This is a genomic window from Streptomyces sp. NPDC001068, assembly GCF_042897315.1.
GTDB lineage: Bacteria > Actinomycetota > Actinomycetes > Streptomycetales > Streptomycetaceae > Streptomyces.
Genome location: NZ_JBIAYD010000001.1, coordinates 890,692 through 915,936, shown reverse-complemented (window position 1 = coordinate 915,936; position 25,245 = coordinate 890,692). Strand labels below are relative to the sequence as shown.

The window sequence follows — 25,245 nt, the reverse complement described above, 5'->3', positions numbered from 1 at the left end:
CCGCGAGGGGCGCCGGGTTGTCCCCGGCGCCCCTCGCGCCGTACTACGCCTCGCGCCGCGCCAGTGCCAGTTCGAGGACCACGAGCAGCGCGTCCCGCACCGAACCCCGTTCCCGGGCGTCGAAGACGACCACCGGTGTCCCCTCGGCGACGTCCAGGGCCCACCGCACCTCGTCCATGGTGTGCTCGACACGGCCGTCGAACGCGTTGATGGCGACGGCGAACGGGATTCCCCGGTGCTCGAAGTAGTCGACCGCGGCATAGCAGTCGTCCAGGCGACGCGTGTCAACGATGACGAGTCCGCCGAGCGCCCCCTCGACGATGTCGTCCCACATGAAGCCGAACCGTTCCTGCCCGGGGGTGCCGAACAGGTACAGCTTCAGCGTCGGGTCGATGGTGATGCAGCCGAAGTCCATCGCCACGGTGGTGGTCGTCTTGCGCGGGGTGTGCGTCAGGTCGTCCACGCCCGCCGCGACCTCGGTGATCGACGCCTCGGTGGTCAGCGGCTCGATCTCCGAGATCGAGCCGACGGCGGTGGTCTTGCCCACGCCGAATCCGCCCGCGATGACCATCTTCACCGGCAGCGGCGGCCGTACGGCCGTACGCCCGGCCCCGCGGGTCAGCGAGTCAGTCGGTGTCACGGAGTACCCCTCGGGAGTCTGGGATGGCCCGCAGGCCGTCGATAACCCTGCGCAGGACGGACGAGTCGTGGGTGGCTTCGAAGTCGGGCACGTGCACGGTCAGCTGCCCGGCCTCGCGCAGGTCCTCGGCGAGCACCCGGACCACGTTCAGGTGCAGCCGCAGCCGGGCCGCCAGTTCCGCGAGCGACTGCGGGAGGCGGCACGCCGCGATGATGTCGTGCTGCTCGAAGGAGAGCCGGGCGAGCGCGTCGAGGCCGGCGGTGGTCGCCACCACCTGGGTCTCGACGGGCATCGCCGGTCCGGAGTCGCCGTCCGCGACCCGGCCGGCGGTCACCAGGAACGGCCGTACGGCGGGGGCCGGGCCGACCGGGTCCGGGCCCGGGGGCGGGAAGCCGTCCGCCATCGCTGTGTCTCCCTCTCTCGACCGGCTCCGCCGGTCAGCGCGTCTGTGGGACGCCGACGCTGTTCTTCAGCTCCAGGACCAGCTGCGGGCTGAGCGCGGCGCCGGCCCGGTTGGCGAACAGGGTCATCTCGTAGGCGATGTTGCCGAGCTTGGCCTCGTTGTCGGCGACCACGCCGAGCACGGCGCCGCTGCCGATCGCGGAGACGATGACGTGACCGCCCTCCAGGTCGATGATGACCTTGTTCAGTCCGCCCAGGCCGTAGTTGCCGGAGGCGCCGGCGGCCAGGCTGGTGATGCCGGAGACGATCGCGGCGAGGCGCTCGGAGTGCGCGCGTTCACGCAGCTCCGACACCGCGATCAGCAGACCGTCGGAGGACACGGCGATCGCGTCGACCACGCCGGCTGTCTCGGTCGCGAAGCGGTTCAGCAGCCAGGTGAAGTCGGCTGCGGCCGCCTGCAGGTCGGTCGGCGTGGCTGCGCCGCCCGTCGGGGTGTCACCTGTCGACGTGCTCACTGCTCGGCTCCTTCCGGAAGGTGGATCTGGTGGTGCGGCGGGTTGGTCTCGGGGTGCGGCACGGGCTGTTCGTGGCTGCCGGTGTCGCTGTCGCGCCGGGCGCGTTCCACCGCCGCCTCGAACTCCTCCAGCGCGTCCCGCTCGGCATCGGCGTCGCGGTCGCGCGCCGGCCGGGCGAGGGCCTGGGCGGCGCCGGCGGTGGTACGGAGGGTCGCGCCGCGCACCCGGCGGCGCAGCGGGCGCGTTCCGTCGACGGAGTCGGCCGTCGACTCGCCGTCGCGGGCCGCCGGGATCAGCGGGACCGGTGCGGCCTCCGTCTCGGCGGCCGGTTCGCGGCGCGGCACCCGGCGGGGGAGCGGGCTCTCGGGCTCGGCGGCGGCCGGGACCGAGGCGGCCGCGGTGGGTCCGGTCGGGGCCGGCCCGGCCGGTTCCGCGGTCTGCGCCGCTTCCGTGGCGGGCCGGGATCCGGAGGTTTCGGGGACGCTGTCCGTCACCGCGCTCATCGTGAGCAACAGCCTCGACGGCAGTGTCACTTCGGCGGTGACGCCGCCACCCGGGGTGCGGGTCAGCTCGACGCCGATCTCCCAGCGCCGGGCCAGCGCACCCACCACGAACAGACCGAGCACCTTGGTCGGCACCAGGTCGAGGCGCTCACGGCGGATCAGCCGGGCGTTCTCCTCGGCCAGCCGCTCGGCGCTCATGCCCATGCCGTGGTCGGTGACGACGACGTGCGCGCCGTCGACGCCGGTGCGGACGGTCACCTCGACGGGGCTGCCCTCCGGCGAGAACGACACCGCGTTCTCCAGGAGTTCGGCCACCATCAGGGTGAGGTCACCGATGATGTCCGGCTCGATCATGGCTTCCGTGCCGGCGTACAGCCGTACCCGCTGGTAGCCCTCGATCTGGCCGAGGGCGGCCCGGACCACGTTGGACAGCGGGGTGGGCCCGGAGGCCAGCACCGTCTCGCGGATGCCCGCCAGCAGCATCAGGCTGTCGGCGTTGCGGCGCAGGCGGACGGCGATGTGGTCGATGGAGTAGAGGCGTTCCAGCAGGGCCGGGTCGGTCTCGGCGCGCTCCACCGCGTCGATGAAGGCCAGCTGGCGGGTGGTCAGGTTGCTGACGCGGCGGCCGACGTTGCCGAACATCTCGGCGGTGTTGCGGCGGCTGAGCACCTGGCGTTCCAGGAGCGCCGCGGCCGTGGTCTGCACCTGGTTGAACGCGTCGGCCAGGTCACCGATCTCGTCGCGGGCGGTGACCGGCATGTCCCGCAGCCGCGGTGGCCCGGCGTCCTCGGCGTCGTCGTCGGCGACCCGGGCGAGCTCGCGGCCCGCCACCTCGGCGACCTCGTGCGCGACCCCGGTGAGCGCCTGGACCGGGCGGATCACCGAGCGCCGCACCAGCGCGGCGAGGGCGATCCACAGGACGAAGCCGAGCAGGGTGCCGGTCAGCAGGTAGATGGCGTGCCACCGGGCCGAGTCGGCGGCGGCGTCGGCCCGGTCGGCGATCTGGCCGATCAGCGAGGCGGTGATGTTCAGCCGGGCGGGGGCCTGTTCGAGGTAGTACGGGTAGGCGGTGAGCGCGTCCGAGACCGCCTTGCGGATGTCGTCCTGGCTGCCGGCCTGCAGCCGGCTCGGGTCGATCTGCAGTTCGGCGTAGGACTGGGCGATCTGCGCCTGGGCCTTGGTGTGTTCGATCGAGGCCAGCTGGGCCGCCTGGCCCTCGGTGGCGAACCGGGCGAAGCGTTCGGCCTGGTGCTGGTAGCGGTCGTAGGCACCGACGGCGCTGGTGAACTCGATCAGCGCGTTGGTGTCGCCGGTGGTGGCGGCGAGGACGTTGGTCTCGAAGGCGCCGTGGGCGGCGTCCGCGCGCAGCAGGGAGTCGAGCAGGTTGCCGGTGAAGGTGGCGGCGAGGTCGGCGTTGCGGTCCAGGCCGAGGCCGTCGATCAGATCGTCGGCCGCGCTGGAGTACGCCGGGTCGATGTTGTCCGCCGGCAGGTAGGACTGCTCGACGGTCTCGCGCAGGCTGGTCAGGCCCTCGACCTGGCGCAGGGCGTCCGCCTCGGTGTCCGGCAGCCGGTCGCCGAAGGCGTCGCGGACCGCGCGGAGCTGGGCGGTCACCGCCCTCTGGGCCGCGCGGTACTCCGCCGAGGAGGGCTTGTCGTCGCCGGACTCGTAGCGCGCGGAGAGCAGGATCGCCTGCTGGTGCTCCGCCTCCACCTTGCCCACCAGGCGGGCCACCTGGGTCGAGTCCCGTACGAGCCGTGCCGCGTCGTCCGCGCTGGTGGACTGCCGTACCAGGTCGGTGAAGACGTAGGCGAGCAGTACGGTGATGACGGCGAGCGGGACACCGACCAGCAGGTTGAGCTTGCGCCGGAAGGGCCAACGGTCGGCGAAACCCCTCGTCCCGGCACGCTCCTGGGCGGGCCGGACGGGCGCGTCCACCTGGTTCGTGGACACCGGGCCTCCTTCATGAAGGTGTCTCGACTGTGGGGGCGTCTTCACCCCGAGCTGCTGCGGAACGACACCGAGTAGCGGGCCCCGTGCACCGCTGTGACCGATGTCAACTGCGGTGAGACTACAGCGTTCTTGAAGCTCGATTCCGCTTGCTCTTTATCAAGAATCCGTTACAAAGAGACCGCTCTGCGTCCACAAGTGGCCACGGATCGAAGCCAATCGGTGACCCGGGGGCACTTGACTGACCGAGAACCGGCTGGATTGGATCGTGTGGAGTGGTTCGCAACAGCCCCACGCGGTTCGCGGTATCACCACGTGGTCCGCAGCAACACCCCCACCTTCTGTCCACAGCTCCCGGAAACGGCAACCGTGACTCCCAACACCCTTCCCAGCAGGTCAATCCGGACATACCGAGGTGCGGCGGCCGTCGCGCTCGCGGCGACGACGGCCCTGCTGGCGGGCTGTTCCTCCTCCGACGACGGCAAGTCCGACCCGCTGTCCGACAGCAAGGCGAGCGGCGACACCGTGGTCGTCGGATCGAACAACTTCGCCGAGAGCACCCTGATCGCCGACATCTACGGCGAGGCGCTGAAGGCCAAGGGCGTCAAGGTCACCTACAAGCCCAACATCGGCAGCCGTGAGACGACCTACGGTCTGCTCAAGAACGGTTCGATCTCGGTCCTGCCCGAGTACAACGGCGCCCTGCTCGCCTACCTCGACCCCAAGGCCACCCCGAAGTCCGTCGAGGAGACCACCAAGGCCATCGAGGCCAAGCTGGACTCCAAGCTGACGCTGCTCGACCCGGCGGAGGCGCAGGACAAGGACACGGTGACGCTGAACGCGACGACCGCCGCCAAGTACAAGCTCACCGAGAAGTCCTCCATCGGCGACCTCAAGGACATCGCCAAGGAACTGGTCATCGGTGCGTCGCCGGAGTTCCAGACCCGCCAGCAGGGCCTGGTCGGCCTGAAGTCGGTGTACGGGCTGGAGTTCAAGTCATTCAAGGCGCTCGACGCGGGTGGCGCGCTCACCGAGGCGGCGCTGACGAAGAACGCGGTCCAGGCCGGTGACATCTTCAGCACCGACCCGACCATCACCAAGGAGAAGTTCGTCGTCCTCCAGGACCCGGAGAACCTCTTCGGCTTCGAGAACGTCCAGCCGCTGGTCTACAAGAGCGCTCTGAACCAGACGGCCACCGACGCCCTCGACGCGGTCTCCGCCAAGCTGGACACCGCGACCCTGCTGGACCTCGACACCCAGGTCCAGTCCGACAACAAGGACCCGCTGGACGTGGCCCAGGCCTGGCTGAAGAAGGTCGGCCTCGGCGGCTGACCCGCGCCCGCTGCCGAACACCGGCCGGCCCGGTCGCACCGCCCAGGGCGGCGCGACCGGGCCGGCCGCCTTCACGGCACCTGGCGGTCCGCCGGTGCCGTGTGGCGCGGGCCCGTCCGGTCAGAGGTCGAACTCGTGCGGCGGCAGGTCGAGCGTGAAGCAGGCCTCACGGACCACGGCCTGCTCGGTCTTGTCGAAGTCGCCGTCCGCGCCGCCGATCACGATGCCGATCTGGATGACGGCACGCGCCTCGGCCGGCTTCTTCTTCGCCTTGGCGACCTCCTGGAGCACGCTCACCTTGCCGAAGGCGAAGTCGGCGGTCAGCTTGTTCAGGTTCTCCTCGAAACGCCGGCGCAGGTCGTCCGCCGGGAAGTTCTGCAGCACCTCGTTGGTGGCGATGAGCTGGGCGACCCGCTGTCGCTCCGACGGGTCGATGCTGCCGTCGGCAGCCGCCACGAGCGCGCACATCGCCATGCTCGCGTCGCGGAACGCACCGCTCTTCAGATCGTTCTTCTTCGCCACCAGCTGGGTCTGCATCTGCGTCGCGGAGTCCTTGATGCGGTCCCACAGAGCCATGCGCACTCACTCCTCGGTCGGTTCTACAACAACGTAGAAACTGACGCGGCCACCGAGAAGTTCCCGCGTCCTAGACTGTTCCCTTCGATCCGGCACGGGTGGCGTGGACGCGGTGGACAGGAGGAGTACGACAGTGGCTACAGCGTCCGGCGACGGCCGTGACGACCCCTCCGCGGAGGTGCTCGCGCAGGCCGCCGCCGCCTTCGGGATGCTCGCCTCGCCCGCCCGGCTGCACATCGTCTGGGCCCTGGCCCAGGGCGAGAGCGACGTCACGGGTCTGGCCGAGCGGGTGGGCGGCGCGCTGCCCGCCGTCAGCCAGCACCTCACCAAACTGAAGCTCGCCGGGCTGGTCCGCTCCCGCCGGGAGGGCCGCCGGCAGGTGTACCTGCTGGACGACCCGGACGTGGTCGACGTCGTACGCCTCCTCGTGGGCAGCCTCACCGCCCGCGGCACCGGCACCGGACTCCCGGCCCCCCGCGCCCGTGGTCTCTGACGGCGAGGCCGCCACCGCACTTCAGGTGCTGCGCGGGCTGGACACGGGACCGCGCGGACTGACCGAGGCCGAGGCCGCGGCCCGGCTCGCCGCCGTCGGCGAGAACACCCCGCCCCTCCCGCACACCGCCTCCTGGCCGCTGCGCTGCCTCCGGGCCCTGCGCGACCCCTTCACCGCCGTGCTGCTCACCCTCGGCCTGGTCTCCGCCCTGGTCGCCTCCTGGGGCACGGCCGTGGTGATCCTCGCCCTGGTCGCGGTCAGCTGCGGGCTGCGCGCCGCCGGTGAACACCGCGCCGACCGTTCCCTGGCCGCCCTGCGCGAACTCGTCGGCGGCACCGCCACCGTGCTGCGCCGCGCGGGGGAGGAGGCGCCGCCGCGGGCCCGCGAGGTCCCGGTCGCCGACCTGGCGCCGGGCGACGTGATACGGCTCGGTCCCGGTGACCTGGTCCCGGCCGACGTACGCCTGCTGCGTGCCCGCGGGCTGACCGTGCACCAGGCCGTGCTCACCGGCGAGTCCGCGCCCGTCGCCAAAGCCGCCGCCGACGTCCCCGAACCGGACGATCCGGCCGGCGCGGGTGCCTTCCAGCGGCCCCACCTCTGCTTCCAGGGCAGTGGGGTCGCCTCGGGGAGCGCCACGGCGGTGGTCGTGGCGACGGGGGAGCGGACCCGGTTCGCCGCCGCGCAGGGCACGGCGGGCCGGCGCCGGGAGGCGAGCGCCTTCGACCGGTCGGTGCACGGCATCTCCTGGGCGCTCATCCGCTTCATGCTGCTCACCCCGCCGCTGGTCCTCATGGCCAACGCCGCCCTGCGCGGCCGGGGCCTGGAGACGCTGCCCTTCGCGGTCGCGGTCGCCGTCGGACTCACCCCCGAGATGCTCCCGGTGATCGTCACCACCTGCCTGGCCCGCGCCGCCGCACTGCTCGCCCGCGCCCACCGGGTCGTCGTACGGCGGCTGCCCGCGCTGCACGACCTGGGCGCGGTCGACGTCCTGTGCCTCGACAAGACCGGCACGCTCACCCAGGACCGGCCCGTCGTGGCGGACGCCCTCGGCCCCGACGGGCACGCCGACCCGGACGTGCTGCGCTGGGCGGCCGTCGGCGCCTGGTGGAACCTCCAGCTCGGCGAACTGCCCACCGCCGACGCCCTGGACGAGGCCCTGCTCACGGCGGCCGGACCGGTGGGGGAGGAGTACGACGGCCTCGGCGCCGTCCCCTTCGACGCCGGGCGGCGCCTGGCCACGGCCGTCGTCGCGGGCGGCCTCGGCACCCATGTGCTGGTCACCAGGGGTGCCGCCGAGGACGTCCTGGCCCGCTGCGACCTGGACCCCGCCGAACACGAACGCCTGCTCGCCCTGGCCGCCCGCGAGTCCGGCGCCGGGCTGCGCGTCCTCGCCGTCGCCACCGCCGAAGGCCCCGCCCGCATCCGCCCCCGCACGGCCGCCGACGAGCACGGCCTCACCTTCCGGGGCCTGGTCACCTTCCGGGACGCCCTGGTCCCCGGCGCCGCCGAGGCACTGCGCGGCCTCGCCGGACAGGGCATCACGATCATGGTGCTGACCGGCGACCATCCGGCCACCGCGGCCCGCGCGTGCCGGGACCTGGGCCTGGGACCGGTCGAGGCGGAGGTGGCCGCGGACGTGCTGCGCCGTGGGGAGCACGGGGCCGTGGCCGGGCCGCGGGCGGGCACGGCCACGCCGGAGGGTCCGGGCCCGCACCCCGGGCCCGTCGTCGTCGCCCGCTGCACCCCCGAGGACAAGGCCCGTATCGTCGGCGGCCTGCGCGCGGCCGGACACACCGTCGGCTTCCTCGGCGACGGCGTCAACGACGTCCCGGCCCTGCGCGCGGCCGACGTCGGGATCGCGCCGCGCACCGCCGTCGACCTCGCCCGGGAGACCGCCGACGTGGTGCTGGCCGCCAAGGACCTCGGTGCGATCGGGCACGCCGTCACCGCCGGCCGGCACAGCAGTGCCAACATCGCCTCCTACCTGCGGGTCACCCTCTCCTCCAACCTCGGCAACGTCATCGCGATGCTCCTGGCCGGCCTGCTGCTGCCCTTCCTGCCCATGCTCCCGGTCCAGGTGCTCGCCCAGAACCTCTGCTTCGACGCCGCTCAGCTCGCCTTCGCCCACGACCGTCCCGGCGCGGCGGCCCTGCGCCGCCCGACCGTGCTGCGGCCCCGCGCCTTCCTGCGGTTCATCACCGGCTTCGGGGTGCTCAACGCCGTCGCCGACCTCGCCACGTTCGGTGTCCTGGCACTCGCCCTGCGCGGTCCGGACGCCCTCGACGACCAGGCGGTCTTCCACTCCGCCTGGTTCACGGAGAACCTGCTCACCCAGGCCCTGGTGATGTTCCTGCTGCGCGGCGGCCCCCGGCCCGGCCCCATCGGACGGGCCGCCGCCGCGCTGGCCGCCGTCGGCCTGCTGCTCCCGCCCAGCCCGTTGGGCGCGGCCCTGGGCATGACCGGGCTGCCGCCCGTCTACCCGCTGCTGCTCGCCGCCGTCATGGGGCTGTACGCGCCGGCCCTGCGGGCGGTACGGGCACGCCATGACCGGCGCCGGCCGTAGCGATCGCGCGGCCGGGTCCCGCCACCGCCCGTGCGGCAGGGTTGTACAGTTGCGCAATGTGGCAATCGTCGCCGCTCGGCCAGGGTGCGGGAAGCGCCTCTCGTCGGCACCGAACAACGTGAGAAAGGGAGGGGGCGGTCATGCTCCGTAACGGACTGGAACCCTGGCACCTGCTGGTCGTCGCGATCGTCTTCATCGTGCTCTTCGGCTCCCGGAAGCTGCCCGACACCGCCCGGGCCCTGGGCAAGTCGATGCGCATCCTCAAGAGCGAGGCGAAGGCGATGAAGACGGACGACGCCGCCGCACCGGTGGAGCCGACCTCGGTGCGGATGGCGGCGGAGCCGACCGCGGCTGCCGCGCAGCCGGAGCCCGCCAAGGCCGCCGAGCCGACCGCCACCGCGATCTGACGCCCGCGGACCCCGGCCGGCGCCCGGGCGGCCCGGCCTGAGCGCGCTGCCTTCATGGCGGCGCGATGGTGATGCCGGTGCCGGGGCCGCGGCACCGGATCCGGCACCGAAGACGAGGGGGCTCCGGACATGTCGCCACAGCTGGTGGCGTGCTGTCCGGAGCCCGCGTCAGTGCGCCTGTACGGCCTTCGTCGCGTGTTCCTGCTTCTTCCGCCGCCGTCGGCTCACCCGCGGTTCCTGGTCCGGCAGCCAGCCGAAGATCATGCAGCTGCCGACGGCCCCGAGGGCGAGGCCGATGAAGAAACCGCCCAGGTTGGAGGTGACCCAGCTGCCGAGGGAGCACAGGACGCCGACCACGGAGTAGAAGAGCCGCTGCGAGGGGTTGAAGAGGGCCAGCAGGCCGCAGATAAGCATCACCACCGGCAGCAGGTAGCCCGCCAGGCCCTGCATGCCGATGTGGATGACGACCTTCAGGGAGGCTTTCTCGGTGAGCAGGATCCACCCGCCGCCGAGGGTCAGGAGCAGCCCGCCCCAGAACGGCCGACGGGCCCGCCAGTCGCGGAAGGCGGGCCGCCATCCCTCGTGCGGCGTGTCCGTGCCGGACATCAGCAGCCCGAGTCGCTGAAGCTGAGTCTCAGGCCGGGAAGCTTGAACACGGCGGCGGTGGTGGCGTAGTTGGTCTGCCGCAGGTTGTCGATGTGCACGGTGTCGGCCTGCTGGCTGAAGACGCCGGGAGGTCCCTGGACCCCGGCCTTGTCGAGGGTGCTCGCGTCGTTGCCGATCTCGATGTTCTTGAAGGCCGCGTCGCCCGACAGCTCGGTCGAGTCGGTGGTGAGATCGGTCGCCTCCACCTTCGAAGAGCCGCTGCCCGCCTTGATGAGCAGGTTGACGCCGCCGAGGTCGACGCTCTGGCACAGGCTGTCCAGGGTCGCCTTCTTGATCGCGGAGGTGACGATCAGCACCTGACCGCCGGTGTCGCCCTCGTTCGGGCTGTCCTTGATCATGTTGTCGAGGCCGCCGAACTGCTCGAAGCCGGTGCCGTCGAGCGACTTGGCGGTGACCGTGAAGGGCATGCCGGAGATGGAGAACGACACCCCGAGCGCCCCCTGCGCGGTCAGGACGGCGAGGCCGGCCAGGGCCAGGGTGGCCGGGACGGCCATCACGGCGGCCCGGCGCGCGCGGACCTGTCCCCGTCTTTGCTGCCCTCCCTCGGCTCCGGTGGTGTCTGGCGTTTCGGAAGGAGAACCGCTTCCCGGGTTCTCCGGCGTGTTGTCGGCGGACGGAATGTCCGGGGACGAGGCCATGTCTGCTCCCATGCATCAAGTCACGCGGGTTGGGCTCCAGTGGCACGTTGTCCTGGCGCGGACAGCGGCTGCCGCGTACGCCTCCTCGCAACTCCCGGCGGACGCAAGGGCTTTCTCGTTACGCAGCAGTAGCCACGCCGAAAGTTACCGGCGGTTACATTAAGGGGTCAAGGCGGTTGTGAAAAAAGGGTGTTGAATATGCGTCAGTTGTGTTCCGACCTCGCACTCCCTTGATCGGTTAATCAACTCCCTTGACTTCTCTTGACGTTGACGGTTGATCAGGTCTACAAATCTCCCTGGTTTCCTTCGGATCCGTGGCGCCGGATCCGCCGAGCGGTGCCGACCGTCTCCCGGTCCCATCGATCACCGCTCCGCTCACGGCGTCGGCACGGTCGCTTCCCCCCAGGGGTCGTGCCCGAACGCCCGCAACCGGCCCGGCAGAAGGTCAAACCCCCCAGACCTTCGGCCGGTGTCCGGCTCGGCTGCCGTTGCCGGTCCGTCGCGTACGGAGAAGGCGTCACGGGCCGGCAGCGGCTGGCGGCGCACCCGCGCCCACCCTCAACCCCCCACCTCTCCCCACCTCATGCAAGTCCCCCCAAGGAAAGAGGCACCCGCATGCGTACGCGATCCCTGCTCGCCCTCGCCGGTACCGTCGTGGCCCTCTCGGCCGCCGCCACCGTTCCCGCCTCCGCGGACGGCGCGGTACTCACCACCGGCAGCGCCGGCGGCACCGCCGTCGCCGTGGGCGACGTGCTCAGCGCGCCGCTGGCCACCGGCACCAGCGCCACCCTCTACTCCAGCGCCACCGGCACCAGCGGTGTGAAGTGCACGTCCTCGGTCTTCACCGCCACGGTCACCGACAACCCGGCCGCCCCCGGCACCGCCACCGAGTCGGTCAGCGGACACACCTTCGACGCCAGCAGCTGCACCAGCAACGTCCTCGGTGTCACCGGCGTCACCAGCATCACCGTCGACAACCTGCCCTACTCCACCGCGGTCGCCTCCGCGGGCACCCTCACCGTCACGCCGGCCAGCGGCTCCACCATCCAGACCACGGTGAAGCTGAAGACGCTGCTGGGCAGCATCACCTGCGTCTACCAGGCGCCGAGCCTGACCGGTACGGCGAGCAATACCGACAACAGCATCGCATTCGCCAACCAGGCGTTCACGAAGACCTCCGGCTCCTCGCTCTGCTTCTCCGCCGGATACTTCACCGCCAAGTACGCGCCGGTCAGCGACAACGGCGCCACCGTCTTCGTCAACTGACCTCCTGACGAAGGCGGTCAGCGTCGACGCAGACGCGACGCCAGGGCGGCGCCGGCGGTGAGCACCAGCACCGCGGCGGCGCCGCCCGCCAGCAGTGGCGCCGACGGGCCCGAACCCGAGGCCGTGTCGGAGGCCACCGGAGTGCCGTCGGTGGCGGTTCCGGTCGTCGGATCGACCGGGACCGCCGCCGACGTCTGCCGTGTCGAGGCGGCAACGCTCCGCGAGGCCGCGGGAGTCGGGCTCTTCGACGCGCTCGGAGTCGGCGTGGCGCTCGCCCGCGCGCTCGAAGTCGCGGTGCCGCCCCTGCGCACGGCGCCGCTCCCCTTCGCCTTCGCCGTGAACACCACGTCGGAACACGAGTAGTAGGTGTCCGTCGTGCTGCTGTTCTGCCAGATCGTGTACAGCATCTGACGTCCCGTCCGGTCGGCCGGCAGCGTCGCCGTGAAGTGGTACGCCCCGTTCGTCAGGGCCGGGTCCCGGAACTCGGCGAACGGCTGCGCGGGCAGATCGGACCACTTCAGCGGCTTCGCCGGGTCGTAACCCGGCTTCGTCAGATAGAGCTTGAACGTGCCCTCGTGCGCGATCGTCGACGCGTACGTCATCGTCATCCGGGCGCCCGGGGTCAGCCGGGTCGCGGGCCAGTCCGTGCGCGCCAGGTCGAGCCCCCGGTACGCCGGCAGGTTGCCGCTGCACAGCCGGCCGTCCGGAATCACCTGCCGGTCGCGGCCGCCGACACCCGCCACCCGCAGGTTGTCCCACGCCGCGAAGTTCTGCCCGCTCGCCGCGATCGCCGCCCGGCAGGCCGCCGTCGCCGCGCTGCCGCCGCCGGGGGAGCAGGCGTAGACCCGGCTGACGGGGTCGGTGGGCGCGCCGTGCGCCTGGGCGGACCCCGCCGCCCACGACAGGAGCAGCAGCGGAGCCGCGACGGCGGCTCCCGTCACACGGGCGGTCGTCCGGGTCATCGGGACGTCTCCTAGGCGGGCGCGGGTTCGAAGTCTGCCGAAGTGAGTACGGGTTCCGGCCGCGCACCGTTCAGCGGCCGGCGACGGCGTCATTGAGAACCAACCGTCCGGCTCGTATTGTTGGGCTCACCGATGCGCGCCCGGCCGTTCGCATCACCTTCGGAATCCGGCACGATCAACAGGGAGTTGCTTCTTCCGCTCTCGTGCGTCGGTGCTGTGTGTTCCGCCGATCGCGGTGCCACACCCACCACTTGCGCGCGTCCGTCACCAGGTCCGCACAGTCGCCTCCCGTTGCCGCACGGTGAGCTATCGTGTGCACGGGGTAAAAAACAAACCGCATGCCCCGTCGGTTTGGAGCCGTGAGGAGTGTTGAGTCGATGGCGAGGCAGTTACGCGCGGAGCAGACCCGTGCCACGATCATCACCGCCGCCGCCGACCTCTTCGACCGGCGTGGCTACGAATCCACCAGTCTGAGTGAGATCGTCGAACACGCGAAGGTCACCAAGGGGGCGCTCTACTTCCACTTCGCCGCCAAGGAGGACCTGGCGCACGCCATCATGGAACTCCAGTCCCGCACCTCCAGCCAGTTGGTGAAGGAACTGGACAGCCGCGGGTACTCCTCGCTGGAGGCCCTGATGCGCACCACGTTCGCGATCGCCCGGCTCTCCGTCGACGGTCCGATCCCGCGCGCCGGACTGCGGCTGGCCACCGCGGACGTCAGCGTACGGCCCCCGCTGCGGCACCCGTTCACCGAAGGCCTGGAGTTCGCCACCCGCAAACTCCAGGGCGCGGTCAAGGAGTCCGACGTCCACCCGGACATCGACATCGGCTCCGTCGCCCACTCCCTGGTCTGCTTCTTCGTCGGCACCCGGGTGGCCGGCCGCAGCCTGGAGCCGGTGGCACGCCTGCCACGCAGGGTCGCGGAGATGTGGTACCTGATGATCCGCGGCCTGGTGCCGGTGCACCGGCGCGCCCGCTACATGACCCTCGCCACCCAGCTGGAGCGCGAGATCAGAACGGCGTGACAGACGGCGCCGCCGGTTCGGCGGAGCCGGGCACCTCGCGCGATAGCGTGACGTCCATGCCCGACTCCGCCGCCGCACCCGTGATCCTCGGCACGACCGGCCCCTTCCCGCACAGCGTGCTGGCCGAACGGCACCCGGCGATCATCCGTCAGGTGCGGGACGCCTTCCCCTACGACCCCGCGCGGCAACGCGCCCTCGACGCGCTGCTGCACGACTGCACCGAGGGCGTGGTCGAACCGCTGCCCGGCGACGACCTCTGGCACGGCTGGGGCCTGGACGGCCACCTCGGACAGTCCTGGTTCGACGTGCCGTGGCTGTGGTCGGAGAGCTACTTCTACCGCCGGCTCCTGGACGCCGTAGGCTACTTCGGCCCCGGCCCCTGGCAGGGCATCGATCCGTTCCGCCCCTTCAAGCTCGCCGAACTCGACGCCAAGGAGACCGACGAGGAACTCGCCGCGCTCGACGGTCTCGGCGACGACCCGGACCGGGCCCTCTTGCACGGCTCCCTCTGGGGCAACCGCGCCGACCTCGGATTCCGCCTCTCGGCCGCGTCGGGCGAGGCCGTCTCCGCCCTGGTCGCCGACGACGGCGCCGAACTGTGGCGGCTGCTCCGCGGCGGCACCCTGTGCCTGGTCGCCGACAACGCGGGCCGCGAACTCGTCCCCGACCTGCTGCTGATCGCGCATCTCCTGGACACCGGGCGGGTCGCGGACGCGGTCCTGCACGTCAAGCCGTATCCCTACTACGTCTCCGACGCCACCACCGCCGACGTGCTCGACGCCCTGCGCAGGCTCACCGGCGCGTCCGGTGCGGCCGCCGCGTATGGCCGCCTTCTCTGGTCGGCGCTGTCGGACGGCAGGCTCACGGTACGCGCCCACCCCTTCTCCTGCGCCCCGCTGCCGTACGCGGAGATGCCCGGTGACCTGCGCGCCGAATTCGCCTCCGCCGACCTCACCGTCTTCAAGGGCGACCTCAACTACCGGCGCCTGGTGGGTGATCGGCTCTGGCCGCCGACCACTCCCTTCGCCGAGGTCACCGCCTGGTTCCCGGGCCCGGTGGCCGCCCTGCGCACCCTCAAGTCCGATGTGATCACCGGCCTCTCCGCGGGCACCGAGGCGGCCCTGGACGCGGCCGAGGGGCAGCGCTGGCGAACCGCGGGCACCCACGCCCTGATCCAGGTCAATCCACGCTCGTCGGGCGGGGCTTGACACCGCTGGGGAGACGAAAGCGGGAGACGGGGGCCGGGGACGGGCCGAGTGGTCGGTGGCCGTCGCCGGTTGGGTGTCCGGGCGGGAGGCCGGAGAGAGGCGTGCGGCGCGGACGCCACAGAGGCCGCCCAAGGATCGCGGAATCCGCCCGGGTTCACGCGATGGTGTGATCATGTGTCCCGCGGCGGATGGCGGTCGGAGGCCCCGGGTAGGGCCCGGCCATGACGCAGCCGTTCGAACTCCCGCACTTCTACATGCCGTATCCCGCGCGGCTCAATCCGCATCTGGAGGAGGCCCGGGCCCATTCCACCGACTGGGCCCGCGGGATGGGCATGCTGGAGGGCTCCGGGATCTGGACCCAGGCCGACCTGGAGGCACACGACTACGGCCTGCTGTGCGGCTACACCCATCCCGACTGCGACGGCCCCGCCCTGTCGCTGATCACCGACTGGTACGTGTGGGTGTTCTTCTTCGACGACCACTTCCTCGACATGTACAAGCGCACCCAGGACCGGGCCGCCGGCAAGGCCCATCTCGAACGGCTCCCGCTGTTCATGCCGCTCGATCTGGCGACCCCCGTACCGGAACCGCGGAACCCGGTCGAGGCGGGACTCGCCGACCTGTGGGCGCGCACCGTGCCGTCGATGTCGGTCGACTGGCGGCTCCGCTTCTCCGTCGCCACCGAGCACCTGCTGAACGAGTCGATGTGGGAACTGTCCAACATCAACGAGGGACGGATCGCCAACCCCGTCGAGTACATCGAGATGCGCCGCAAGGTCGGCGGCGCCCCCTGGTCGGCGGGGCTCGTCGAGTACGCCACGGCCGAGGTGCCCGCGGCCGCCGCCGAAACGCGTCCGCTGCGGGTCCTGATGGAGACCTTCGCCGACGCCGTCCACCTGCGCAACGACCTGTTCTCCTACCAGCGCGAGGTGGAGGACGAGGGCGAGAACAGCAACGGCGTGCTGGTCCTGGAGACCTTCTTCGGCTGCACCACCCAGGAGGCCGCCGACACCGTCAACGACATCCTCACCTCCCGCCTGCACCAGTTCGAGCACACCGCCCTCACCGAAGTCCCCGCCGTCGCCGCCGAGAAGGGCCTCACCCCCGACCAGGCCGCGGCGATCGCCGCGTACACCAAGGGCCTGCAGGACTGGCAGTCCGGCGGCCACGAGTGGCACCTGCGCTCCAGCCGCTACATGAACCAGGGCGCCGTCCGGCCCTCCGCCTGGCAGCAGCTCACCGGCCCCGGCACCTCCGCCGCCGACGTCGGCGCCCTGCTCGCGTCGGCCGCCGCGGAGCGCCTGCGGGCCTACACCCACGTGCCCTTCCAGCAGGTCGGCCCCTCCCTCCTGCCCGACTTCCACATGCCCTACGAGGTCGACCTCAGCCCGCACCTGGACGCCGCCCGCCCCCGGCTGACCGCCTGGATGCACGCCACCGGCATGCTCGCCGAAGGCGTCTGGGACGAGGACAAGCTCGCCGCCTCCGACCTGGTGCTCTGCGCGGCCGGGCTCGATCCGGACGCGACCCCCGAGGAACTCGACCTCAGCGCCCACTGGCTGGCCTGGGGCACCTACGCGGACGACTACTACCCCCTGGTCTTCGGCACCCGGCGCGACCTGGCCGGTGCCCGGCTCGCCACGGCCCGCCTCTCCGCCTGCATGCCCCTCGCCGACGAGCCCGTCCCCGAGCCGGCCACGGGCATGGAGCGCGGCCTGACCGACCTGTGGGCCCGCACGACCGCCGGCATGAGCCCCGAGGACCGGCTCGCGCTCAGGCAGTCCGTCGACAGGATGACCGAGAGCTGGCTGTGGGAGATGTCCAACCAGCTGCAGCACCGCGTCCCCGACCCCGTCGACTACCTGGAGATGCGCCGGGCGACCTTCGGCTCCGACCTCACGCTGAGCCTGGCCCGCCGTGGCCGGGGCCCGTCGATCCCCGGCGAGGTCTACCGCAGCGGCCCGGTCCGCTCCCTGGAGAACGCCGCCATCGACTACGGCATGCTCGTCAACGACGTCTTCTCGTACCAGAAGGAGATCCAGTACGAGGGCGAGTTCCACAACGCGATCCTGGTCGTCCAGAACTTCTTCGGCGTCGACTATCCGACCGCGCTCCGTGTCGTACACGATCTGACGACCCAGCGAATGCAGCAGTTCGAGCACGTCATCGGCAACGAACTCCCGGTCGTGTACGACGACTTCGAGCTGTCCGCCGAGGCGCGTGCGGCCATGGACGGCTATGTCCGCGACCTGCAGAACTGGATGGCCGGGGTCCTGAACTGGCACCGGGGGGTGGACCGTTACCGGGCGGACCACCTCGCCCGCCGGGCCCACGGCTTCCTCCCGGACCGCCCCCCGACCGCCCCGGCCCTCCCGACTGCCCCGACCGCCCCGGTCCTCCCGGTCGCCTGACGACACCGGCGGCACCGGCGGCACCGGCGCGGACCCTGCCGGGAGTCCCGCGCCGGGCCCGCCGGTCCGCGGGGGAACCGGTGTGCGACGGGACACCCGCGAGGATGGTGGCGGGCCTCGTGGCGCGCCGCCCCCGTGCGGCCGGAGCGCAGGTGGGACCCGAGCCTTCCCGCTCCGCACCCGGGGGCAGTCTCACTCGTTCGTGTCTCGTCGGGCCCACGTGCGCCGGGTAGAGCTGCGGCTGGAGGCGAACCATGGAACAGACCGCATTGCGTCCCAAGCCGATCCCAGGTCAGGAACGCCGGGACGAGCCCGACCCCGAGCCCGGGCCGGCCCGGCACCCGCACGCCGCGCGGCGGCGCGGCCGGCGGGTCAGGTCCCTGCTGTTCGGCCTGGCGGTCGGCGCGGTCCTGGTGCTCACCGGGGTCGGACTCGGCACCGCCGGCGCCACGGTGATCGGCATGAGCAGACTGGCGGAACTTCGGCAGCGCGCCCCGGCGCCGACACCGGTGCCCGTCCGCCCGGCCACCCCGGCGCCCGCGCCGAGGGCCGCCGCGACGCTGGGCGTGGAGGCCGTGGACGCCGAGAAGGTGGGCGCGCTGGTGGTGGGCGTGCATGTGCCGGGGCCGGGGTACACGGCGGGGCTGGTCCGCGGCGACCTCCTGCTCCAGCTCGGCGACCGGCGGATCGACAGCGTGTCCGACCTGGTCCGCGCGGTCGCCGACGCCCGGCCGGGCAGCGAGCTGAAACTCACGGTGCGGCACGAGAGCGGCGGCTACCAGCAGCTGACGGTCGTCCCCGGCGTCGTGACCTGATCAGCGGCTGGCGGCCGTCCCAAAGAGGCGGCGCGCTCAGCAGCCGGCGGTGGTTCCGGATACGTGGTGCGCTCACCAGCCCCCGTGCCCCGCGGCGGCGACACACCGCGCGCTTCCGCGCAAACCGGCTCGCGCGGCCCTTCCGTACCCGGCAGGATGCTCCCCGCAGGCACCCACACCCGTGCACGGAGGCCCGATGACCGGCACCACCCCTGCCGCGCCCTTCAGCGCCGGCGACTACAAGTCCCGTATGGCGCGCGCGGCGCGGACCGCGGCCGACGCCGGACTCGCCGGCCTCCTGATCGCCCCCGGTCCGGACATGGTGTGGCTCACCGGGTACACCCCCACCGCGGTCACCGAACGGCTCACCCTCCTGGTGCTGGCCCCCGGCAGTGACCCCGTGCTGATCGTCCCCACCCTGGAGGCCCCCGACGCGGAGAAGGCCGACGGCGCGGCCGTGCTGAGTCTGCGGGACTGGACCGACGGCGTCGATCCCTACGCCGTGACCGCCGAACTGCTCGCCAAGGACGGCCGCTTCGGCATCAGCGACAACGCCTGGGCCATGCACCTGCTGGGTCTGCAGAAGACGCTCCCCGGCACTTCCTACGCCTCCCTCACCGACGCGCTGCCCATGCTCCGCGCCGTCAAGGACGCGGCCGAACTCGAACTCCTCGCCGCCGCGGGAGCGGCCGCCGACGAGACGTTCGAGGAGATCCGCAAGGTTCCCTTCGCCGGCCGCCGCGAGTCCGACGTCGGCCACGACCTCGCCGACCTGCTGCGCCGCTTCGGCCACGAACAGGTCGACTTCACCATCGTCGGCTCCGGCCCCAACGGCGCCAACCCGCACCACGAGGTGGGTGACCGGGTCATCCAGGACGGGGACATGGTCGTCCTGGACTTCGGCGGCCTCAAGGACGGGTACGGCTCCGACACCACCCGGACGGTGCACGTGGGCCCGCCGACCGCCGAGGAACGCGAAGTGCACGACATCGTGCGCGCCGCCCAGGAGGCGGGCTTCCGGGCCGTCCGCCCCGGTGCCGCCTGCCAGGAGGTCGACCGGGCCGCCCGCGCGGTCATCACCGACGCCGGGTACGGCGAGTTCTTCATCCACCGCACCGGCCACGGCATCGGCGTCACCACGCACGAGCCGCCGTACATGATCGAGGGCGAGGAGCAGCCGCTCGTGCCCGGGATGTGCTTCTCCGTGGAACCCGGCATCTATCTGCCCGGCCGCTTCGGGGTCCGGATCGAGGACATCGTCACGGTGACCGAGGAGGGCGGGCGTCGTTTCAACAACACCACCCGCGAGATGGTCATGGTGAGCTGACCGGTCCGGCTCCGCCGACCCTCTCGCCCCCACCTCATCCCGAACGGCGACGGCACGACCCATGACCCAGGCACCGACACCCACCGCGGACACCGTCCGCCGACTGGCCCGTTCGCTGCTCAAGGAAGGCGCGACCGGAGCCCCGGGCCCCGACGTCCGGCCCGTGACGGCGGGCGGTGAGCACTCGACCTGGTGGGTCGGCGACCGGTACGTGCTGCGTCTCGCGCCCGACCGCGAGGCCTCCGCGCGCCAGCGCCGCGAACTGCGGCTGCGGGACCTGGTGCGCCCGCACCTGCCCGTCGCGGTCCCCGCCGGCGTCGCGCGCGGCGAGTGGGCGCCGGGGCTGACGTACACCCTGGACACCGCGATCCCCGGCGGCACGGCCGAGGAGCACGACGTCTCCGCGGTCGGCGAGGCCGATCTGGCCGGACTGCTCACCGGCCTGCGCGAGGTGCCGGTGCGGCAGGCCGAGACGCTCGGTGTGCCACGCACCCCGCCGCGCTCGCTGGAGGCGCTGCGCAGGATGGCCCTGCCCGCCGCCGAACGCCTCGCCGTCGCCGACGAGTTCGACCCCGCGCCGCTGCTCCACTTCACGTCTCCGAGCGCCGCCCAGCTCACCGCCCAGCCCGGTACGGCCGTGCTGGTCCACCACGACCTCAAGGGCGAGCACCTGGTGGTCAGCGCCGACGGCAGGACGCGCGGTGTCCTGGACTGGACCGACGCGGCGGTGGGGGACCCCGCCGAGGACATCGCCGGGCTCGTCCTCGCGGTCGGCTCCGGCGCGGCCGTCCGCGCGGCCACCCTCGCCGGCTACGGCGTGCGGCCCTGCCTGCGCGGCCTGTGGCTCGCCCGCTGCGACACCGTCGTCCGCCTCACCGACCGCCTCGACGGCCGTGACGACAGCCCCCTGCCCCTGTTGCGCACCCGGCTCCGGCGCGCCTGGGAGGCGATCCTGCTGGAGCGAGTGTCGGATCTGCGGGACGACGACGTCACGGACGAGGAGACGTAGGGCACGCACGGGTACCCGGGCACCCCCGGCGTCCCGCACGTGCTCCGTTACCCCGTCTCAGGTACCCCGTCTCCGATACTCCGTCCGCCGGTGCGCGGGCTCAGGTCAGTACCACGCACGACTCGCCCGGCACCCGCAGCATCCCGCCCGCGTCCGGTGCCGTCACGGCGTCCCACGCGGCCAGGACCCGCACCCGGGCGGTGCCCAGCGGGATCGCGGCGGGCTCCGCGCCCAGGTTGACGGCGACCCGCACGTCACCGCGCCGGAACGCCAGCCAGCGTGCCTCCTCGTCGTACGCCACCTTGGTGTCGGCGAGGTCGGGGTCGGTGAGGTCCGGCTGTTCGTGGCGCAGGGCGATCAGCCGGCGGTACCAGGCCAGCACGCGGGCGTGCGGCTCGCGTTCCGGCTCCGACCAGTCCAGGCAGGACCGCTCCCGGGTCGCCGGGTCCTGCGGATCGGGCACGTCCTCCTCGGCCCACCCGTGGGCCGCGAACTCCCGGCGCCTGCCGCGTCGTACCGCCTCCGCGAGGTCCGGGTCGGTGTGGTCGGTGAAGAACTGCCAGGGGGTGCCCGCCGCCCACTCCTCGCCCATGAACAGCATCGGCGTGAAGGGTGCCGTGAGCGTCAGGGCGGCCGCGCAGGCCAGCAGGCCCGGGGAGAGGGTGGCCGAGAGACGGTCGCCCTGGGCCCGGTTGCCCACCTGGTCGTGGGTCTGGGAGTAGCCGAGCAGGCGGTGCCCGGCCACCCGTGCCCGGTCCAGCGGACGGCCGTGGTGGCGGCCCCGGAAGCTCGAGTACGTGCCGTCGTGGAAGTAGCCACCGGTGAGGGTCCTGGCGACGGCGGCCAGCGGGGCGCGTGCGAAGTCGGCGTAGTAGCCCTGGGACTCCCCGGTCAGCGCGGTGTGCAGGGCGTGGTGGAAGTCGTCGTTCCACTGCGCGTCCAGGCCGAGGCCGTGCTCCGCGCGCGCGGTGATGACCCGCGGGTCGTTCAGGTCGGACTCGCCGACCAGGAACAGCGGCCGGCCCGACTCGCCGGCCAGGCCCGCCACGGCCGAGGACAGCTCCTCCAGGAAGTGGCACGCGCGCGTGTCGCACAGCGCGTGCACCGCGTCCAGGCGCAGCCCGTCGATCCGGTAGTCGCGCAGCCAGGCCAGCGCGCTCCCCACCAGGTACGCGCGCACCTCGTCGGAGCCGGGCGCGTCCAGGTTGACCGCCGCGCCCCAGGGCGTGTGGTGGGTGTCGGTGAAGTACGGCCCGAACGCCGGCAGGTGGTTGCCGGACGGGCCGAGGTGGTTGTGGACCACGTCCAGGACGACACCGAGCCCGAGGCCGTGCGCCCGGTCGACGAACCGCTTCAGCGCCTCGGGCCCGCCGTACGGCTCGTGCACCGCCCACAGCGAGACGCCCTCGTACCCCCAGCCGTGCCGGCCCGGGAAGGGGCACAGCGGCATCAACTCCACGTGCGTCACGCCCAGTTCCCGGAGGTGTTCCAGGCGATCGGCGGCCGCGTCCAGGGTTCCCTCGGGGGTGTACGTGCCCACGTGCAGCTCGTAGAGGACCGCGCCCGGCAGCGCGCGTCCCGGCCACGCGGCCCGCCATTCGTACCCTGCGTGGTCGACGACCGCGCTGAGCCCGTCCGGCCCGTCCGGCTGGCGGCGCGAGCGCGGGTCGGGCAGCACCGGGCCGTCGTCCGGAGCGAAGCCGTACCGGGTGCCGTCCTCGGCGTCCGCCTCCCCGGCCCACCAGCCCGGCCGGCGCGGATCACGCTCCAACGCGCTCACGGCGCCGTCGCAATGGAGCGTCACACGGTCTGCCTGCGGTGCCCACACCTCGAACTGCACGGACGGTTCCCCTTCGTCTGGCTCATCGTGAGGTAGCCCGTCCATCGTGCCGCGAAAAGAGATCAATCCGCTTTGAATCCCGGCTTTGCCGACGGGTGTCGCCGTACGTACGCGCGCGTGACGGCCGTTTCCCCGTTTTCTGGACACCCGCGGTTCACTGACCCAGAATCGGCAGCGTGACGTCGTCCTTCGAGTTCAACACCTATCCCGCGCGGTTGTCCGACGCGGAGCGCGAGAAAGCGCTGAGTGTGCTGCGCGACGGCGTCGCCATGGGACGGCTGTCGCACGACACGTTCGTGCGCCGCATGGAGTTGGCGCTGGCCGCCCGCCGCGCCGACGAACTCGCCGTGCTCACCGCCGACCTGGTTCCGGAGAGCCGCTTCGCGCGCGTGCTCTTCGGCACCGTCGAGGCCGTCTCCGGGTTCACGGTACGGCTGCGCCGCGCCTGGCAGGCCGAGCGGCTGCCCAAGCTGCTGCTGCCGCACCCCGGCGCCGGGCATCCGCTGCGCATCGGCCGCGACCCGGCCAGCGGGCTGCGGCTCAACCACGAGACGGTCTCCCGGGTGCACGCGGAACTCCACCGGCAGGGCGGCCTGTGGGTCCTCAGGGACCTCGGCTCCACCAACGGCACGACCGTGAACGGGCGCCGGGTGATCGGCGCGGCCGTCGTCCGCGAGGGAGACCAGGTCGGGTTCGGCCGCGTGCACTTCCGGCTCTCGGCGCACTGAGCGCGCGACCTCTCGCCGCGCCCTCGCCGCCCTCGTGTTCGGCACCTTCTCTTAAGTGGCTCAAAACGTTTGTCCGCCGCGGTGTTGACGTACCCCTCAAGTCGTGACTGACTGTGCGTACTTCATGCACATCATGTGAACCGACGGCACAGCATCGTGGAGGTGTGCCCTGCCGCCCCTCCACCGCTTTCCGTCTGTGGACGAGCTGTCCTCGCAGGCGGCCGCACTGGTCGCCGACCATCCCCGGGACGCCCGGCTGCACCGGATCGGGACCTCACGCGCGGGCGCTCCGATGTGGCTGCTTTCGATCGGTCACGGCAGCCGGCACACCCTCGTGGTGGCCGGCCCGCACGCCAACGAACCGGTCGGCGGCGCCACCGTGCTCCGCCTCGCCGACCGGGTCCTCGCCGATCCGCGGCTGACCGAGGACGCCGACGTCACGTGGAACCTGCTGCTGTGCCTGGACCCGGACGGCTCACGCCGCAACGAGGGCTGGCTGGCCGGGCCGTACACGCTCGGCCACTACTTCCGGCACTTCTTCCGGCCCGGCTTCCTGGAGCAGCCCGAGTGGCTGCCCGACGGCGCGGACGGCGCCGTCCTGCCCGAGACCCGGGCCCTGCTGGACCTCCAGGACGAACTGCGGCCCTTCCTCCAGTGCTCGCTGCACGGCGTCGACGTCGGCGGCGGCTTCGTCGAGCTCACCGACGACCTGCCGGGCCTCGCGCCGCGTCTCGCACACACCGCGAGCCGGCTCGGCATCCCCCGCGAACTCGGCGCCTACGACGCCCTGTACTGGCCCACCCTGGGCCCGGCCGTCTACCGGGTGCCACCGCCCCGCCGGGCCGATCTGGCCGCCGCCATCACGGAGGCGGCCGTCGAGTCCACCTGGTTCCGTCCGCACCGGCACGGCACCGTCACCGCCGTCGTCGAGGCGCCCATGTGGGGCGCGGCGGCCGTCCAGGACGGCGGCCCGCCCGTCGACCGGGACGCCGAGCTGCGCGCCGTCAGCCGGGCCCTGCGGCACGACACCGCCCTCCTGGAGGGCGTCCTGGCCCGGATCCGGCCCCAGCTGACCGGCACGCCGGAATCGGCCCGGCTGCTCGCGCCGGTGGACGACTATCTGCTGGTCTGGCCGGGGCTCGCCGACGCCTGGGACCCCGGTACCGACGCCGCCCGCCCGCTGCCCCCGCTGAGCAGCGCCCATCTGGCCGCCCTGGGGATCGCCGGGCGGCGGCTGGTCCTGCGCGCCGCCGGGCTGCTGCACCGGCTGCTGCGCGGCACCGGCCACGACCCCGCCGGCGCCCTGCCCGAGCTGGACCGGCTGATCGACACCTGGTGCGCGGAGTTCGAGCAGACCTTCGGCGCGCGCTGGATCCCGGTGGCGCGTCAGGCCGAGTACCAGACACGGGTGGTCCTCAGCACCTTCGAACTGGCCCGCCGCCACGCGCGCGTGCGTGCCCGTTCGGGTGAGCCGGGCTGGGGCACCGGCGCCACGGTGCCGATGCACAGGGAATGAACCATCTGATCAGAACCGCGGCCGCCGCGGTCGCCCTGCCGGCGGCCGCCCTGCTCCTCGCCGCCGGCCCGGCCCAGGCCCTGCCGGGTGCGGCCCGTGACGGCGACTACCTGTACCTGAGCGTCACCAGGGGCGAGGACGGCTCCGGCGGCACACGAGGCACGCTCCTGCTGTGCGACCCGCCCCAGGGGCACCCCAGGGCCGCCGATGCCTGCGCCGAACTGGGCGCGGTGGGCGGTGACGTCGCGCGTCTCACCCCGGCCGAGGGCGCCATGTGCCCGATGGTCTACGCCCCCGTGACCGCGCGGGCGCGCGGGCAGTGGAACGGCCGGCCGGTCGACTACCGCGAGACGTTCTCGAACTCCTGCGGGATGGCGGCGCGCACGGGATCGGTCTTCGCCCTCGACGGCTGAGTCCGAGCGCGGCGTGCGGCTGCCGGGGAAGGCGCGCCAC

At 72.6% G+C, this 25,245-nt stretch carries 23 protein-coding genes; 14 read left to right on the top strand and 9 right to left on the bottom strand.

The window, feature by feature from the left end:
* Window positions 1-43: 43 nt before the first annotated feature.
* Genes ACFY3I_RS03995 through ACFY3I_RS03980 form a run of 4 tightly spaced genes read right to left on the bottom strand, consistent with a single transcriptional unit; the run spans window position 44 to window position 4,013 of the window.
* Window positions 44-640 (bottom strand): ATP/GTP-binding protein, encoded by a 597-nt coding sequence (locus ACFY3I_RS03995; protein ID WP_390859207.1) that lies wholly within the window; start codon window positions 638-640, stop codon window positions 44-46.
* Entirely contained in the window at window positions 627-1,043 is a 417-nt protein-coding gene (locus ACFY3I_RS03990; protein ID WP_365292718.1) for a DUF742 domain-containing protein, read from the bottom strand. Before ACFY3I_RS03990 ends, ACFY3I_RS03995 begins: the two co-directional genes overlap by 14 nt.
* 34 nt (window positions 1,044-1,077) lie before the next feature.
* A complete protein-coding gene (locus ACFY3I_RS03985) occupies window positions 1,078-1,557 on the bottom strand; it encodes a roadblock/LC7 domain-containing protein (RefSeq protein ID WP_351325995.1) in 480 nt (159 codons plus the stop codon).
* Window positions 1,554-4,013: an ATP-binding protein gene (locus ACFY3I_RS03980; RefSeq protein WP_390859206.1), complete on the bottom strand. Its 2,460-nt coding sequence runs from the start codon at window positions 4,011-4,013 to the stop codon at window positions 1,554-1,556. Before ACFY3I_RS03980 ends, ACFY3I_RS03985 begins: the two co-directional genes overlap by 4 nt.
* Window positions 4,014-4,379: 366 nt before the next feature.
* Between ACFY3I_RS03980 and ACFY3I_RS03975 the strand changes: the two genes are divergently transcribed.
* Complete coding sequence (locus ACFY3I_RS03975) at window positions 4,380-5,342, top strand: ABC transporter substrate-binding protein (protein WP_365292715.1); 963 nt, start codon at window positions 4,380-4,382, stop codon at window positions 5,340-5,342.
* A 120-nt stretch (window positions 5,343-5,462) separates the two neighbouring features.
* On the opposite strand, the gene ACFY3I_RS03970 is transcribed toward ACFY3I_RS03975, so the two are convergent.
* The gene (locus ACFY3I_RS03970) at window positions 5,463-5,918 is read right to left on the bottom strand and encodes a TerB family tellurite resistance protein (protein WP_365292712.1); all 456 of its coding nucleotides are present in this window, start codon (window positions 5,916-5,918) and stop codon (window positions 5,463-5,465) included.
* A gap of 133 nt (window positions 5,919-6,051) precedes the next feature.
* Here ACFY3I_RS03970 and ACFY3I_RS03965 point away from each other — a divergent pair, with 133 nt between their 5' ends.
* The 3 genes from ACFY3I_RS03965 to tatA all read left to right on the top strand — a co-directional run bounded on the left by ACFY3I_RS03965 (window position 6,052) and on the right by tatA (window position 9,381).
* Complete coding sequence (locus ACFY3I_RS03965) at window positions 6,052-6,411, top strand: metalloregulator ArsR/SmtB family transcription factor (RefSeq protein WP_365292710.1); 360 nt, start codon at window positions 6,052-6,054, stop codon at window positions 6,409-6,411.
* Entirely contained in the window at window positions 6,401-8,974 is a 2,574-nt protein-coding gene (locus ACFY3I_RS03960; RefSeq protein WP_390859205.1) for an HAD-IC family P-type ATPase, read from the top strand. The genes ACFY3I_RS03965 and ACFY3I_RS03960 overlap by 11 nt, the downstream gene beginning before the upstream one ends.
* A gap of 140 nt (window positions 8,975-9,114) precedes the next feature.
* Window positions 9,115-9,381: a Sec-independent protein translocase subunit TatA gene (tatA, locus tag ACFY3I_RS03955; RefSeq protein ID WP_390859204.1), complete on the top strand. Its 267-nt coding sequence runs from the start codon at window positions 9,115-9,117 to the stop codon at window positions 9,379-9,381.
* 168 nt (window positions 9,382-9,549) lie between these two features.
* On the opposite strand, the gene ACFY3I_RS03950 is transcribed toward tatA, so the two are convergent.
* Window positions 9,550-9,987 carry a DUF6114 domain-containing protein gene (locus ACFY3I_RS03950; RefSeq protein WP_390859203.1) on the bottom strand — a complete coding sequence of 146 codons (438 nt, stop codon included), beginning with the start codon at window positions 9,985-9,987 and terminating at the stop codon, window positions 9,550-9,552.
* Window positions 9,987-10,685, bottom strand: coding sequence for a DUF6230 family protein (locus ACFY3I_RS03945; protein WP_390859202.1), 699 nt, complete (start codon window positions 10,683-10,685; stop codon window positions 9,987-9,989). Before ACFY3I_RS03945 ends, ACFY3I_RS03950 begins: the two co-directional genes overlap by 1 nt.
* 615 nt (window positions 10,686-11,300) lie before the next feature.
* Here ACFY3I_RS03945 and ACFY3I_RS03940 point away from each other — a divergent pair.
* Window positions 11,301-11,951, top strand: coding sequence for a Tat pathway signal sequence domain protein (locus ACFY3I_RS03940; protein ID WP_365292699.1), 651 nt, complete (start codon window positions 11,301-11,303; stop codon window positions 11,949-11,951).
* Between the two features lie 17 nt (window positions 11,952-11,968).
* Here ACFY3I_RS03940 and ACFY3I_RS03935 read toward each other — a convergent pair whose 3' ends face one another.
* The gene (locus tag ACFY3I_RS03935; RefSeq protein ID WP_390859201.1) at window positions 11,969-12,913 is read right to left on the bottom strand and encodes a lytic polysaccharide monooxygenase; all 945 of its coding nucleotides are present in this window, start codon (window positions 12,911-12,913) and stop codon (window positions 11,969-11,971) included.
* Window positions 12,914-13,290: 377 nt separating this feature from the next.
* On the opposite strand from ACFY3I_RS03935, the gene ACFY3I_RS03930 reads away from it, so the two are divergent.
* The 6 genes from ACFY3I_RS03930 (at window position 13,291) to ACFY3I_RS03905 (ending at window position 20,708) form a co-directional block, all read left to right on the top strand.
* On the top strand, window positions 13,291-13,938 hold the full coding sequence (locus tag ACFY3I_RS03930) for a ScbR family autoregulator-binding transcription factor (RefSeq protein WP_365292695.1): 648 nt from the start codon (window positions 13,291-13,293) through the stop codon (window positions 13,936-13,938).
* Window positions 13,939-13,994: 56 nt separating this feature from the next.
* On the top strand, window positions 13,995-15,146 hold the full coding sequence (locus ACFY3I_RS03925; protein WP_390859200.1) for a damage-control phosphatase ARMT1 family protein: 1,152 nt from the start codon (window positions 13,995-13,997) through the stop codon (window positions 15,144-15,146).
* Window positions 15,147-15,367: 221 nt separating this feature from the next.
* Entirely contained in the window at window positions 15,368-17,557 is a 2,190-nt protein-coding gene (gene cyc2 / locus ACFY3I_RS03920) for a germacradienol/geosmin synthase Cyc2 (protein WP_390859199.1), read from the top strand.
* A gap of 254 nt (window positions 17,558-17,811) precedes the next feature.
* The gene (locus ACFY3I_RS03915; protein WP_390859198.1) at window positions 17,812-18,372 is read left to right on the top strand and encodes a PDZ domain-containing protein; all 561 of its coding nucleotides are present in this window, start codon (window positions 17,812-17,814) and stop codon (window positions 18,370-18,372) included.
* A gap of 196 nt (window positions 18,373-18,568) precedes the next feature.
* Entirely contained in the window at window positions 18,569-19,699 is a 1,131-nt protein-coding gene (locus ACFY3I_RS03910) for an aminopeptidase P family protein (protein ID WP_390859197.1), read from the top strand.
* Between the two features lie 61 nt (window positions 19,700-19,760).
* A complete protein-coding gene (locus ACFY3I_RS03905) occupies window positions 19,761-20,708 on the top strand; it encodes an aminoglycoside phosphotransferase family protein (RefSeq protein ID WP_390859196.1) in 948 nt (315 codons plus the stop codon).
* Between the two features lie 100 nt (window positions 20,709-20,808).
* Here ACFY3I_RS03905 and treZ read toward each other — a convergent pair whose 3' ends face one another.
* A complete protein-coding gene (treZ, locus tag ACFY3I_RS03900) occupies window positions 20,809-22,548 on the bottom strand; it encodes a malto-oligosyltrehalose trehalohydrolase (RefSeq protein WP_390859195.1) in 1,740 nt (579 codons plus the stop codon).
* 176 nt (window positions 22,549-22,724) lie between these two features.
* Between treZ and ACFY3I_RS03895 the strand changes: the two genes are divergently transcribed.
* The 3 genes from ACFY3I_RS03895 to ACFY3I_RS03885 all read left to right on the top strand — a co-directional run bounded on the left by ACFY3I_RS03895 (window position 22,725) and on the right by ACFY3I_RS03885 (window position 25,205).
* Window positions 22,725-23,276, top strand: coding sequence for a DUF1707 and FHA domain-containing protein (locus ACFY3I_RS03895; protein WP_365292678.1), 552 nt, complete (start codon window positions 22,725-22,727; stop codon window positions 23,274-23,276).
* Window positions 23,277-23,472: 196 nt separating this feature from the next.
* Complete coding sequence (locus ACFY3I_RS03890) at window positions 23,473-24,792, top strand: M14 family zinc carboxypeptidase (RefSeq protein ID WP_390859194.1); 1,320 nt, start codon at window positions 23,473-23,475, stop codon at window positions 24,790-24,792.
* Window positions 24,789-25,205 carry a subtilase-type protease inhibitor gene (locus tag ACFY3I_RS03885; protein ID WP_390859193.1) on the top strand — a complete coding sequence of 139 codons (417 nt, stop codon included), beginning with the start codon at window positions 24,789-24,791 and terminating at the stop codon, window positions 25,203-25,205. Before ACFY3I_RS03890 ends, ACFY3I_RS03885 begins: the two co-directional genes overlap by 4 nt.
* The last annotated feature ends 40 nt before the right edge of the window (window positions 25,206-25,245 follow it).

Bases quoted from the DNA above. Each gene is read 5' to 3' on its own strand.
- ACFY3I_RS03970 (WP_365292712.1), bottom strand. From the start codon at position 5,918: ATGGCTCTGTGGGACCGCATCAAGGACTCCGCGACGCAGATGCAGACC.
- cyc2 (WP_390859199.1), top strand. From the start codon at position 15,368: ATGACGCAGCCGTTCGAACTCCCGCACTTCTACATGCCGTATCCCGCG.
- ACFY3I_RS03990 (WP_365292718.1), bottom strand. From the start codon at position 1,043: ATGGCGGACGGCTTCCCGCCCCCGGGCCCGGACCCGGTCGGCCCGGCC.
- ACFY3I_RS03910 (WP_390859197.1), top strand. From the start codon at position 18,569: ATGACCGGCACCACCCCTGCCGCGCCCTTCAGCGCCGGCGACTACAAG.
- ACFY3I_RS03950 (WP_390859203.1), bottom strand. From the start codon at position 9,987: ATGTCCGGCACGGACACGCCGCACGAGGGATGGCGGCCCGCCTTCCGC.
- ACFY3I_RS03885 (WP_390859193.1), top strand. From the start codon at position 24,789: ATGAACCATCTGATCAGAACCGCGGCCGCCGCGGTCGCCCTGCCGGCG.
- ACFY3I_RS03940 (WP_365292699.1), top strand. From the start codon at position 11,301: ATGCGTACGCGATCCCTGCTCGCCCTCGCCGGTACCGTCGTGGCCCTC.
- ACFY3I_RS03925 (WP_390859200.1), top strand. From the start codon at position 13,995: ATGCCCGACTCCGCCGCCGCACCCGTGATCCTCGGCACGACCGGCCCC.
- ACFY3I_RS03915 (WP_390859198.1), top strand. From the start codon at position 17,812: ATGGAACAGACCGCATTGCGTCCCAAGCCGATCCCAGGTCAGGAACGC.
- ACFY3I_RS03930 (WP_365292695.1), top strand. From the start codon at position 13,291: ATGGCGAGGCAGTTACGCGCGGAGCAGACCCGTGCCACGATCATCACC.
- tatA (WP_390859204.1), top strand. From the start codon at position 9,115: ATGCTCCGTAACGGACTGGAACCCTGGCACCTGCTGGTCGTCGCGATC.
- ACFY3I_RS03945 (WP_390859202.1), bottom strand. From the start codon at position 10,685: ATGGCCTCGTCCCCGGACATTCCGTCCGCCGACAACACGCCGGAGAAC.
- ACFY3I_RS03905 (WP_390859196.1), top strand. From the start codon at position 19,761: ATGACCCAGGCACCGACACCCACCGCGGACACCGTCCGCCGACTGGCC.
- ACFY3I_RS03935 (WP_390859201.1), bottom strand. From the start codon at position 12,913: ATGACCCGGACGACCGCCCGTGTGACGGGAGCCGCCGTCGCGGCTCCG.